Here is a 12294-nt window from a genome sequence, read left to right on the forward strand (position 1 = left end):
CTACAAATGAAAGTAAGACTCATTTTATGATCATTATACAGTCTTATCTTTGGGAGGAGGTGAATGGCATGAACAAGACAGATTTAATCAATGCTGTTGCAGAAGCAAGTTCCCTTTCTAAAAAGGACGCAACAAAAGCAGTGGACGCTGTTTTTGATTCTATCTTAGAAGCTTTAAAACAAGGTGATAAAGTACAACTAATCGGATTCGGTAACTTCGAAGTTCGTGAGCGTGCGGCTCGTAAAGGTCGTAACCCACAAACAGGTGAGGAGATTGAAATCGCTGCAAGTAAAGTACCTGCATTCAAACCTGGTAAAGCGTTAAAAGATGCGGTTAAATAATCCTTACATATTAACAGGGAAGAAGAGTTTCCTTTTTGGAAACTCTTCTTTTTGCTTTTAAAAACATAAATATGCTAGAATGTGTTCGTATCACTTTTAGGTTTTTCGGGAGGGCTAGCGGATGGCAAAAGTTAATTTAGAACAAATTGAACATGCAGTACGTCTTATTTTAGAGGCAATCGGAGATGACCCAAATCGCGAGGGAGTACTTGATACACCGAAACGTGTTGCGAAAATGTACGCAGAAGTATTCTCAGGAATGCATGAGGATCCGAAAGAGCATTTACACAAAGTATTCGGAGAAGACCACGAAGAGCTTGTGCTAGTAAAAGATATACCATTCTATTCGATGTGTGAGCATCATCTTGTTCCGTTTTATGGAGTTGCTCACGTTGCATATATTCCGCAAGGTGGAAAAGTAACAGGACTAAGTAAATTAGCTCGTACTGTAGACACGATTGCGCGTCGTCCACAACTACAGGAACGAATTACATCAACAGTAGCTAACTCTATTATGGAAGTACTAGAGCCGCATGGTGTAATGGTAATAGTAGAAGCAGAGCATATGTGTATGACGATGCGTGGTGTGAAAAAGCCTGGTGCGAAAACAGTAACGACTGCGGTGCGCGGCGTGTTAGAAAATGATGCAGCAGCACGTAGTGAAATTTTATCGTTTATTAAGACGAATTAAAGAAGAGCGGGAAACTGCTTTTCTTTTTTTTATATACAAAAAAATGATATAGTTTTAATGTTAAAGAGCAAGAATATAAAGGTTGAAAATTACTTCTGCCTTTTGTGTAAATGAATGTTTGTAGTTGTTAGAGACGAAGATAACTTGTATGAATAAAAGTTGAGGCTTTATTCGGTGGCAGTTTGGCAGTAGTAGCCAAGTTTTGATTATAGAAAATAGAATGTATGTGTTATAATAAATTTTATGAATTAGAAAACAAGGGTGATTTTTTGTGTGTGACATCTACGGAGGGTATGCGGGTATTAAAGAGAAATTGATGGAGAAATTACGCCATCCTTATTTTATAAACTATATTGAAGAACCATTTATTGATGAAGAAAAAATAGCGCTGTTATACGGTGCATTAAAAAGTGCAAATATACATAAAGAACAAATTGATCATTATGTCGTAACGATTATGCTTGTACAAATTGCTCTTGATACACATGAAAAAGTATCAAATAAAGCAAACGAAGAGACGAGTGGATTCCATAAGCGTCGTCAATTGACAGTTCTTGCAGGGGATTATTATAGTGGTCTATACTATTACTTATTGTCAATGAATTGTGATATTATCTTAATTCGTGCACTTGCTGAAGGAATTAAGGAGATTAATGAACATAAAATTATGCTATATCAAAAAGCACATGTGGCGATTCAAGACATAATGGAAAGTGTAGTAATAATTGAATCTGCGCTTTTGCAAAAAACATGTGATCATTTTCAGTTATCTAATTGGAAACGATATATAACTTATGTGTTAGGAAAAAATCGTCTTCAAAAAGAGTGTCAATTGTATGCTGATAAACAAAATTCACCTGTTTTTCAAGCAGTCCAAAAAATCTCATTGGATGATGATAAAAATCTGGAAACAGTAATTAATGAATGGCTTATGGAAATGAGAAAGCAGGAAGAAAATTTTTTAGAGAATCATACAGAAGTTAATGAGATAATTTCTATGTTAAGAGATAAATCAAGGAAATAAGCAACTTTACATTGGAAGAAGGTACGAGCATGCAACAATCAAAAGAAGAAAGAGTACATGACGTATTTGAGAAAATTTCTGATAAATACGATGTGATGAATTCTGTAATTAGTTTTCAAAGGCATAAGGCATGGCGCAAAGAAACGATGCGAATTATGGATGTGAAACCCGGGAGTAAGGCACTTGATGTATGCTGCGGGACGGCAGATTGGACAATTGCACTAGCGGGAGCTGTAGGTGAAGATGGGAAGGTTTACGGTTTAGACTTTAGCGAAAATATGCTAGCTGTCGGTAAACAAAAGGTAGAAGCTTTAGAATTAAAGCAAGTAGAACTTATGCATGGAAATGCAATGGAACTTCCTTATGAAGATAATACGTTTGATTATGTAACGATTGGTTTTGGGTTACGTAACGTTCCGGATTACATGCAAGTATTAAAAGAAATGACGCGTGTAGTAAAGCCTGGTGGAAAAGTAATTTGCCTGGAAACATCCCAACCAACGATGATAGGTTTTCGTCAAGGATATGTCTTATACTTTAAATATATCATGCCGTTATTTGGAAAGATGTTTGCGAAAAGTTATAAAGAATATTCATGGCTTCAGGAATCTGCTAGTACATTCCCAGGGATGAAAGAGTTAGCACATATGTTTGAAGAAGCTGGGCTTAAGAATGTGCAAGTGAAACCATTTACTTTTGGTGTAGCAGCTATGCATTTAGGTATTAAACCAGAATCAAAATAGAAAATAGAAAATAGAAAATAGAAAAAAGACGTTTTAGGTTAAGGTGAACAATATGAAGTTACAACTTATGTACTCTTTTTTACGATCGGATATTAATGTTATAGAAAAAGAATTGAAGAAGACAGTTGCTTCTGAGCAGCCGTTAGTAGAAGAAGCGGCATTACAGCTTATTGAAGCAGGTGGGAAGCGGATTCGCCCTGTTTTTGTTTTGCTTGCAGGGAAATTTGGGGATTATAAGTTAGATGCAATTAAGCATGTTGCGGTTGCATTAGAACTAATTCATATGGCTTCGCTTGTTCACGATGATGTCATTGATGCTGCGTTTTTACGACGCGGTAGCGCAACAGTGAATGCGAAATGGGGAGATCGTATTGCAATGTATACAGGAGACTACTTGTTTGCGAAGTCTCTTGAATGTATAACAAATATAGAAATTCCAGATGCACATCAAGCGTTGTCTCATACAATTTTAGAAGTTTGTAAAGGTGAAATCGAACAAATTAAAGATAAGTATAACTATGATCAAAATTTAAGAACGTATTTAAGAAGGATAAAACGAAAAACAGCATTGTTAATCGCCGCAAGTTGTCAGTTGGGAGCGATTGCTGCTGGTGCTAATCGTGATACTGTAAATCGTCTATTTTGGTACGGATATTTTGTTGGTATGTCTTATCAAATTATTGATGATATTTTAGATTTCGTATCGACAGAAGAGAAGCTTGGAAAGCCTGCTGGTGGTGATTTATTACAAGGTAACATTACATTACCTGTTTTGTATGCCATGGAAGATCCAGTTCTTCGTCAAAAAATTACATCTGTGCATGAAAATACAACAGCAAGTGAAATGAAAGAAATTATTGATGATATTAAAGCGAGCGAAGCTATTGATAAAGCATTTTCGTTTAGTGAACGTTATTTACATAAAGCATTAGAAATAATAAAACCACTCCCTCGTGGACAGGCGAAGTATGCGTTGCAAAATGTCGCAAAGTATATTGGAAAACGAAAATTTTAGTGTTTTGTCTGAAAAATAAAATAATCTCTCTATTTCAAAACTATTGCGCAATTGTGATAAGGGTGTTAATATGTGTGTGGGGATATACAATTACATACATAATTCAGAAGTGGAGAGATTTTTTATGGAAAAAACATTTCTAATGGTAAAACCAGACGGTGTACAACGTGCCTTCATTGGGGAAATTGTAGCTCGTTTTGAGAAAAAGGGCTTTCAATTAGTTGGTGCAAAATTAATGCAAGTTACTCCGGAAATTGCTGAACAACACTACGGTGAGCATAAAGAAAGACCTTTCTTTGGTGAATTAGTAGACTTTATTACATCTGGTCCTGTATTCGCAATGGTATGGCAAGGTGAAGGTGTAGTAGATACAGCACGCAATATGATGGGTAAAACACGACCACATGAAGCTGCTCCTGGAACAATTCGTGGAGATTTCGGTGTAACTGTTGCGAAAAACATTATCCACGGTTCGGATTCTTTAGAAAGTGCAGAACGCGAGATTGCTATTTTCTTTAAGGAAGAAGAATTAGTAGACTACTCAAAATTAATGAATCAATGGATTTACTAATTATTTTGAAATAATTTGTAAACGCTTTAATAACTGTGATAATAGTAAAAAGTGCGAGAAGAATAGGGGTATTCTTCTTGCACTTTTTTTATTTCGATCAGTTACGAAGTTAGGACTGTTATGATATATTGGTATGTAAAGTAAAAGGTCTACTATTATGAAAATAATCGAACAATTACAAGTAGGGAAAGCAAACATTCGATTTACTATATAATTTCTTTGTATTTTAAAGAGTGATGGAAGATAATATAGCTACTTTATGTAGCGGGATAAATACATATGCGAAAAGAGGAATAACGTATGCGATATATTACAGCTGGTGAATCCCACGGTCCGCAACTTACGACAATTTTAGAAGGTGTTCCGGCAGGGTTATCTTTAGTAGCGAATGATATAAATGAAGAATTAGCTAGAAGACAAAAAGGATATGGACGCGGTAGACGCATGCAAATTGAGAAAGACCAAGTGCAAATTGTAAGTGGTGTTAGGCATGGGAAGACGATGGGGTCCCCGATTGCACTTGTTGTTGAAAATCGTGATTTTACACATTGGACAAAGGTTATGGGTGCAGAGCCGTTAACTGAGCAGGAAGAGAAAGAAATGAAAAGACAAGTTACGAAACCTAGACCTGGACACGCTGATTTAAATGGTGCGATTAAATATGGTCATAGAGATATGAGGAATGTATTAGAGCGTTCTTCAGCACGTGAAACGACAGTTCGTGTTGCAGCTGGTGCAGTTGCAAAAAAAATATTGGCGGAATTAGGTATACAAGTAGCGGGACATGTTATCGAGATTGGTGGTGTACAGGCAGCAAATATTAAATATAACTCTATTGTGGAATTACAAAGTACTACAGAAGCATCTCCTGTACGTTGTTTAGATGAAGAGGCCGGTAAAAAGATGATGCAAGCAATTGATGATGCGAAGGCAAATGGTGATTCTATCGGTGGTATTGTTGAAGTAGTTGTAGAAGGAATGCCAATTGGGGTAGGTAGCTATGTACATTATGATAGAAAATTAGATGCAAAATTAGCAGCGGCAATTATGAGTATTAACGCTTTTAAAGGTGTTGAAATTGGAATTGGTTTTGAAGCAGCACATAGACCTGGAAGTGAAGTGCATGATGAAATCCTTTGGGATGAAGTGCAAGGGTACAGAAGAAAAACGAACAATGCAGGTGGATTAGAAGGTGGCATGACAACTGGTATGCCGGTTGTTGTGCGCGGTGTTATGAAACCGATACCGACATTATATAAACCGCTTCAAAGTGTTGATATTGATACGAAAGAACCTTTTACAGCGAGTATTGAACGTTCAGATAGTTGTGCAGTGCCAGCAGCTAGCGTTGTGGCTGAAGCTGTTGTGGCTTGGGAGCTCGCAACAGCTTTAATTGAACAATTTGGATTAGATCGTATCGATCTTATACGTGAAAATATTGAGAAACATAATGAATATGCGAGGGGATTTTAATGGAGAACATACATATTCAAACGAAATCAAAAGAATATGATGTACATGTTGGAAGGGAGGCGTTGTCACACTTAACAACGCTTATTCAAAAAATGAATCCTGCAGTATCTAACATAATGATCATTTCTGATGAAGCTGTTGCATCACTGCATTTACAGACAGTTGTTGATGCATTGCAAGTAGAGCAAAAAGTATTTTCGTTTGTTGTACCGAGTGGCGAAAAAGAGAAGTCTTTTGAAAATTTCTATGAGGCTCACACTTCGGCTCTTGAAAATAAATTAGATAGAAATTCTTTAATCATCGCACTTGGAGGCGGAATGATTGGAGATTTGGCTGGATTTGTTGCTGCGTCGTTTATGCGTGGTATTCGCTTTGTCCAAGTTCCAACGACTTTATTAGCTCACGATAGCGCAGTAGGCGGGAAAGTAGCAATTAACCATCCACTAGGAAAAAATATGATTGGAGCATTTCATCAGCCAGAAGCTGTTGTATATCATACGCCATTTTTACATTCACTTCCTGAAAAAGAGTGGCGATCAGGTTATGCAGAAGTGATAAAGCATGCTCTTATTGGTGATGTGGAGCTATATCATTGGTTAAAAGAAGAAGTGCAAACGTTAACGGATCTTCGTGATGAAAAGTTAATTCATATATTAACGAAGGCGATTCCTGTGAAAGCGAATATTGTGTCGCAAGACGAAACAGAAAAAGGTGTACGTGCCCATTTGAATTTTGGGCATACGTTAGGACATGCTCTTGAAAAAGAGTTAGGATATGGGAATATTACTCACGGTGATGGAGTAGCGGTTGGCATGCTATTTGCTATGTTTTTAAGTGAGCAAGTGTACAAAGTTGATCTTTCTTATGAAGAAATGAAGCAGTGGTTCTTGAAATACGGTTATCCAAAAATGCCAAGTGACTTGAATGTAGAACGTCTCGTTCAGTTGATGAAACAAGATAAAAAAGCAAATGCTGGAACAATTCATATGGTGCTTATGCAGGAATATGGGGGAGTGAATGTCGTATCTATTTCAGATGAGACTGTTCATATTGCGTTAGAAGCATTTCAAAAGGATATGGTGTAAAAAAGTCGTAGAACAGGTATGAAATGCATATTTAAAGGTATTCTCGTAATGGTGACGGTTATGATTAAAGGTGACAGTAAGACATTATAAATCATATCAATGACTGGGGGAAGAAAAGTGAGAGTAAAAGAGCAATTGTTAACTTTGAGAGCATATGTACCTGGGAAAAATATTGAAGAAGTAAAAAGAGAATATGGATTGTCAAAAATTGTGAAGTTAGCGTCGAATGAAAACCCATTTGGCTGCTCTGCGCGTGTGACAGAAGCATTAACTTCGTTAGCTAATCAATATGCACTCTATCCGGACGGGGCGGCATTTGAGCTTCGTGAGAAAGTAGCAGAGCATTTAGGTGTAAAAGCGGAACAACTTTTATTTGGTAGTGGACTAGATGAAGTTATTCAAATGATTAGTCGTGCTTTGCTACATAATGGAACAAATGTTGTAATGGCGAACCCTACGTTCTCGCAATACCATCACCATGCTGTTATTGAAGGAGCAGAAGTTCGTGAAGTACCACTTGAAGATGGTATTCACGATTTAGATGCAATGTTACAACAAGTAGATGAGAAAACGAAGATTGTATGGATTTGTAATCCGAATAATCCGACAGGTACATATGTAGAAAAACAAAAATTACTTTCATTTTTAGAATCAGTTCCAAAGTCAGCGCTCGTTATTATGGACGAAGCATATTATGAATATGCTGGGGCAGAAGGTTATCCGCAAACATTACCTCTTCTTGAAAAGTACGAAAATCTTATGGTGCTACGCACATTCTCAAAAGCATATGGATTAGCTGCTTTTCGTATTGGATATGCGATTGGTGATGCAAAGCTTATTGGGCAGCTAGAGGTAGCAAGACTACCATTTAACACATCAACTATCGCCCAAGCGGTAGCGTTAGCGGCAATAGAGGATCAACAGTTTTTACAAGAGTGTGTGAAGAAAAATGCCGGAGGATTAAATCAATATTATGCATTTTGTAAGGAATATAACGTATTCTACTATCCATCTCAAACGAATTTCATTTTCTTGAAACTTGGTATACCTGGTAATGAAGCTTTCGAACGATTAATGAAAAAAGGATATATCGTTCGTTCTGGTGCAGCATTTGGTATGCATGATGGTATTCGTATTACTGTTGGATTAAAAGAAGAAAATGATGAGATTATTGAATTACTTACGGAACTTGTAAAAGAACAAGTGAAGAAAGAAGAAACGTATTCTTAAGAAATGGTGGAGGCTCCTGTTACAGGAGCCTTTTTCATTTGAACTGCAATAAGGGGAGTTGTTTGCACGTTCAAGAAAGAAAACGTTACAATAGAAGTAGACGTATAAGAAGAACTATTGTACATATAACTTATTTAAAATGTGAGGAGGATACAGTTTGAAACTAGTAGGACGAAAAAATAGTTTGAATGGGAAAATTGTTGTTCCAGGAGATAAATCTATTTCGCATCGCTCTGTTATGTTTGGAGCGATAGCGGAAGGGACGACGAAAGTATCAAATTTTTTATTAGGAGAAGATTGTTTAAGTACAATTGCATGTTTTCAAAAACTAGGTGTCCAGATTGAACAGTTTGGTAACGATGTCACGATTTACGGTAAAGGATTACATAATTTACAAGAACCGAAAGAAGTATTAGATGTGGGGAATTCAGGGACGACTATTCGTCTTATGCTTGGGATTTTAGCAAATACGCCGTTCCATAGTACGATAATTGGTGATGCATCAATTGGAAAACGTCCTATGAAACGTGTTACAGACCCGCTTAGTAAGATGAATGCTCAAATTGATGGTAGAGAAAACGGACAATATACACCTTTATCTATTCGCGGTGGTAAGGTAAAAGGTATGCATTACCATTCACCAGTAGCAAGCGCACAAGTGAAGTCAGCAGTTTTACTTGCGGGTTTGCAAGGGGAAGGGATTACTACGGTAACAGAGCCTATGCAATCTCGTGATCATACGGAAAGAATGTTGCGTGCATTCGGTTGTACCGTAGATGTTAATGGACGGACCGTTTCATTACAAGGTGGACAACAACTTAAAGGTGCAGACATAGAAGTTCCAGGAGATATTTCTTCGGCGGCATTTTTCTTAGTAGCTGGTGCAATTGTCCAAAATAGTAAGCTTGTATTGGAAAACGTTGGTTTAAATCCGACGAGAACAGGGATTTTAGATGTATTAACAAAGATGGGTGCACTTATTTCTATCGATCATATTAGAAATGAAGAGTTTGAACCGTGCGGGGATATTACGATTGAAACATCTAAACTAAAAGGAATAGAAATTGGTGGAACTCTTATTCCAAGATTAATTGATGAAATTCCTGTAATTGCTTTATTGGCAACGCAGGCAGAAGGAATTACTGTTATTAAAAACGCTGAGGAGTTAAAAGTAAAAGAAACAAATCGTATCGATACGGTTGTAGATGAATTAGGCAAATTAGGTGCGAAGATTGAAGCTACACCAGATGGTATGATTATATATGGTAAACAAAGTTTAAAAGGAAATACTGTTAATAGTCACGGCGATCATCGTATTGGGATGATGCTTGCAATCGCATCGTGTATTATAGATGGAGAAGTGAAAATAGAGAATAGTGATGCGGTCGCTGTATCGTATCCGGAATTTTTCGAACAATTAGCTGCGCTATGAGAGAAAGTATAGGAAGAGGTAGTTCACTCAAAAGGTTGCGTTCTTACACCTAGTTGCTTATGATAAATGAACAGAAGAGAATATTTTTTGAATTAAAGGAGACGTTTATGCAAAAGTTTGAACAGGCTGTTTCTTATATTGAAAACGGTGAAGCAGAAAAAGGATTACAATTATTAAAAGAACAACTACGAGTTGCTAATGATGAAGAGAAGTATGATATCGCTCGTTACTATCATACACTTGGGTTTATGGATGAGGCGTTAGCAATTACTGAAGACTTACGCTTGCTATATCCGGAAGAAAGTGAATTCACGGTATTTTTAGCAGAATTATATATTGATTTAGATAAAGAAGATGAAGCGATTGAAGTGCTTCATGATATTCCAGAAAACGATGATTTATATGTTCAATCGTTATTACTTGTAGCGGATTTATTCCAAATGCAAGGTTTTGATGATGTAGCAGAACAAAAACTATTAAAGGCGAAAGAAATGATGCCAGACGAACCTGTTATTACGTTTGGGTTAGCAGAATTATATAGTAGTAAAGGTGAAGAGCAAAAGGCGATCACTTATTATGAATCGTTACTAGCAGAACATAAAGTTATGGGTGGTGTTGTCATTGCGCTTCGTCTAGCAGAAACTTTAAGTGCTATTGGAAACTGGGAAGAGGCAATCTCTTACTATGAAGCGGGGTTAGAAGAGCAAAAAGATATTCACTCATTATTTGGATATGCCTTCACATTATACCAAGGAGAAGAATATCAAAGAGCAATTGGTGCTTGGCAAGAATTAAAAGAATTAGATCCTGAATACGCATCGTTATACATGTATTTAGCGAAAAGCTATGAAAAAGAAGGCATGCTTCAAGAAAGCTATGAAACACTTCAAGAAGGAATTAAAGTAGATGAGCTGTCTGTTCCTTTCTATGTAGAATTAGCGAATATTGCGGCGAAATTAGGTAAAATAGCGGAGGCTGAAGAAGTGCTTCAAAAAGCGCTGGAGCTAGATCCGGGACATTTAGGTGCGATATTAAAATATGCGTATATTTTAAAAGAACAAGAGAAATACGAAGAGCTAATTGCAGTTGTAGAGCGTGCAATTGACAGTGGAGAACCAGATACACAACTACTTTGGGATCTTGCATTTGCAAAAAAACAATTAGAAATGTATTCGGATGCATTAAAACACTATGAAAGTGCATATACTTCTTTTAAGAATCATCCAGATTTCTTGGAAGAGTACGGTTATTTCTTATTAGAAGAAGGAATGCGAAAAGAGGCGAAAGAAGTATTTACGCAGTTAATACAACTAGACCCGACACAAATTCATATTGAAGAATTGTTATATAATTTAGAGGATTTTTCATAAGTTGGAAGGAAACTGAATGCCGCTTCTTGAATCTAAAAAGAAAAGAGAAAGACAGAGGAGGGACTTAATCGCTATGAATACCCCTGTTTCTGTAAACGAGAAGAAGGATTTTGTAAAATGGTTTTTGAATAATTACCAACTGAAACAGCGTGAATGTGTATGGATTTTGAATTATTTAATGAGTCACGATCAATTAATGCATAAAGTCCACTTCGTAGAACATGCAAAATATTGTCCGCGTGGCTTAGTAATGTCAGCAAATTGTGTGAAAGACACACCGTTTCACTTTTTCAAACAAAATGTAATGACAACAGATGCAGAAAAATCGTTTCATGATATTCGTTTGAATCGAGATGAGGATATTTATATTCAGCTTAATTTTAAATCATCGTTCCAAAATGCAAACTATGTAGCTGTATTAGAAGAAAACCCATATTTGCCAAAGCATATTGAAGTGAATGAAAAAGATCGATTGCTTGCAGAACGATTTTTAGAAGAAAGTGTATTCTCATTTAGAAGAGAACGTCTTTTGAAACAAATTGATGAAGCTTTGGATAAGCAAGATAAGGAAGCATTTCATAGGTTAACAGCAGAGTTGAAAATTTTATAGAATTCATTTTGATTATGTAATCTTTACGAAATTCAGACTTTTTAAGAAAAACTACTTAATAATAGGTAGTTTTTCTTTTTTTACCTCTTTTAGTATGGTTTAATATATATAAAGTGAAAGTTCTGTTATTTCGAATGGAGGAGGGGAGAAAAGGTGAAATGGATTGTAAAAGATGTAGAACAGTTTGAGCAAGCGAGGGAGTATGTAGATACAGGGATTATACCCCTTTTGTCTATTTCGGCAGCAAAAGGGATGAAAATGGTTGTAGAGCAAGGTGAATTTATTGAGGCTTTGAGTATGGAGTTGGAAAGGGAGTATAAAGGAAGAGTGCTTTTACTGCCCGCATTTACGTATTTGGTAGAGAGCCAAAAGAATGAAAAAGACCGTTTGCAAGAATGGACAGATCATTTGCAAAGGCAAGGTTTTAAGCATATTGCCTATGTGACAAGTGACTTTTCATGGAAAGAAGATATGAGAGATGTGCAGGGTGATTTATTTTGGTTTCCATCGTTATCATTAGAGCAATTTAGTGACCAAGCGAAAAGGGAAGTTATTCGTGCACACATAAAAAATATTATGGAAATGTTGGAAGAAAGATGGATAAAATAATAATAAACAGAAAGTTCTTATTATTATGAGTAGTATGATATTGACCTATACAAGAGGGTATTATATCATGATAGTGTCCTAGTTTTTATTTTTTATATAA

Annotated in this window: 13 protein-coding genes; all 13 read left to right on the forward strand. The window is 36.3% G+C overall.

The annotated features are described in order from the left end of the window. Positions 1-68 precede the first annotated feature (68 nt). The 13 genes from ABH959_RS00615 (at position 69) to ABH959_RS00675 (ending at position 12194) form a co-directional block, all read left to right on the forward strand. Complete coding sequence (locus ABH959_RS00615) at positions 69-341, forward strand: HU family DNA-binding protein (RefSeq protein ID WP_001043860.1); 273 nt, start codon at positions 69-71, stop codon at positions 339-341. A 121-nt stretch (positions 342-462) separates the two neighbouring features. Further along, positions 463-1032: a GTP cyclohydrolase I FolE gene (folE, locus tag ABH959_RS00620; RefSeq protein WP_113937052.1), complete on the forward strand. Its 570-nt coding sequence runs from the start codon at positions 463-465 to the stop codon at positions 1030-1032. A gap of 271 nt (positions 1033-1303) precedes the next feature. Next, positions 1304-2056: a heptaprenyl diphosphate synthase component 1 gene (locus tag ABH959_RS00625; RefSeq protein ID WP_113937053.1), complete on the forward strand. Its 753-nt coding sequence runs from the start codon at positions 1304-1306 to the stop codon at positions 2054-2056. Positions 2057-2085: 29 nt separating this feature from the next. Further along, positions 2086-2799: a 2-heptaprenyl-1,4-naphthoquinone methyltransferase gene (gene menG, locus ABH959_RS00630; RefSeq protein WP_113937054.1), complete on the forward strand. Its 714-nt coding sequence runs from the start codon at positions 2086-2088 to the stop codon at positions 2797-2799. A 52-nt stretch (positions 2800-2851) separates the two neighbouring features. Next, entirely contained in the window at positions 2852-3814 is a 963-nt protein-coding gene (hepT, locus tag ABH959_RS00635; RefSeq protein WP_002011823.1) for a heptaprenyl diphosphate synthase component II, read from the forward strand. A gap of 124 nt (positions 3815-3938) precedes the next feature. After that, entirely contained in the window at positions 3939-4385 is a 447-nt protein-coding gene (ndk, locus tag ABH959_RS00640) for a nucleoside-diphosphate kinase (RefSeq protein WP_000415879.1), read from the forward strand. A gap of 300 nt (positions 4386-4685) precedes the next feature. Then, the gene (gene aroC / locus ABH959_RS00645) at positions 4686-5858 is read left to right on the forward strand and encodes a chorismate synthase (protein ID WP_002030766.1); all 1173 of its coding nucleotides are present in this window, start codon (positions 4686-4688) and stop codon (positions 5856-5858) included. Beyond that, positions 5858-6943, forward strand: a complete 1086-nt coding sequence (gene aroB, locus ABH959_RS00650; RefSeq protein WP_002011826.1) for a 3-dehydroquinate synthase — start codon at positions 5858-5860, stop codon at positions 6941-6943. Before aroC ends, aroB begins: the two co-directional genes overlap by 1 nt. A 117-nt stretch (positions 6944-7060) precedes the next feature. Further along, the gene (gene hisC / locus ABH959_RS00655; RefSeq protein ID WP_404492160.1) at positions 7061-8173 is read left to right on the forward strand and encodes a histidinol-phosphate transaminase; all 1113 of its coding nucleotides are present in this window, start codon (positions 7061-7063) and stop codon (positions 8171-8173) included. A 157-nt stretch (positions 8174-8330) separates the two neighbouring features. Then, entirely contained in the window at positions 8331-9605 is a 1275-nt protein-coding gene (aroA, locus tag ABH959_RS00660) for a 3-phosphoshikimate 1-carboxyvinyltransferase (RefSeq protein ID WP_215587529.1), read from the forward strand. 107 nt (positions 9606-9712) lie between these two features. Then, positions 9713-10975 (forward strand): tetratricopeptide repeat protein, encoded by a 1263-nt coding sequence (locus ABH959_RS00665; protein WP_002086616.1) that lies wholly within the window; start codon positions 9713-9715, stop codon positions 10973-10975. Positions 10976-11048: 73 nt separating this feature from the next. Beyond that, complete coding sequence (locus tag ABH959_RS00670) at positions 11049-11585, forward strand: ReoY family proteolytic degradation factor (RefSeq protein WP_002086615.1); 537 nt, start codon at positions 11049-11051, stop codon at positions 11583-11585. 153 nt (positions 11586-11738) lie between these two features. Then, on the forward strand, positions 11739-12194 hold the full coding sequence (locus tag ABH959_RS00675) for a YpiF family protein (RefSeq protein ID WP_002064531.1): 456 nt from the start codon (positions 11739-11741) through the stop codon (positions 12192-12194). Positions 12195-12294: the final 100 nt, after the last annotated feature.

Source organism: Bacillus sp. RC51, assembly GCF_044908115.1.
GTDB classification, from domain to species: Bacteria; Bacillota; Bacilli; order Bacillales; family Bacillaceae_G; genus Bacillus_A; species Bacillus_A mycoides.

Excerpts from the sequence above, each read along its gene's own strand:
- ABH959_RS00615 (WP_001043860.1), top strand. The coding sequence starts at position 69 with ATGAACAAGACAGATTTAATCAATGCTGTTGCAGAAGCAAGTTCCCTT.
- folE (WP_113937052.1), top strand. The coding sequence starts at position 463 with ATGGCAAAAGTTAATTTAGAACAAATTGAACATGCAGTACGTCTTATT.
- menG (WP_113937054.1), top strand. The coding sequence starts at position 2,086 with ATGCAACAATCAAAAGAAGAAAGAGTACATGACGTATTTGAGAAAATT.
- hepT (WP_002011823.1), top strand. The coding sequence starts at position 2,852 with ATGAAGTTACAACTTATGTACTCTTTTTTACGATCGGATATTAATGTT.
- ndk (WP_000415879.1), top strand. The coding sequence starts at position 3,939 with ATGGAAAAAACATTTCTAATGGTAAAACCAGACGGTGTACAACGTGCC.
- aroC (WP_002030766.1), top strand. The coding sequence starts at position 4,686 with ATGCGATATATTACAGCTGGTGAATCCCACGGTCCGCAACTTACGACA.
- aroB (WP_002011826.1), top strand. The coding sequence starts at position 5,858 with ATGGAGAACATACATATTCAAACGAAATCAAAAGAATATGATGTACAT.
- ABH959_RS00665 (WP_002086616.1), top strand. The coding sequence starts at position 9,713 with ATGCAAAAGTTTGAACAGGCTGTTTCTTATATTGAAAACGGTGAAGCA.
- ABH959_RS00670 (WP_002086615.1), top strand. The coding sequence starts at position 11,049 with ATGAATACCCCTGTTTCTGTAAACGAGAAGAAGGATTTTGTAAAATGG.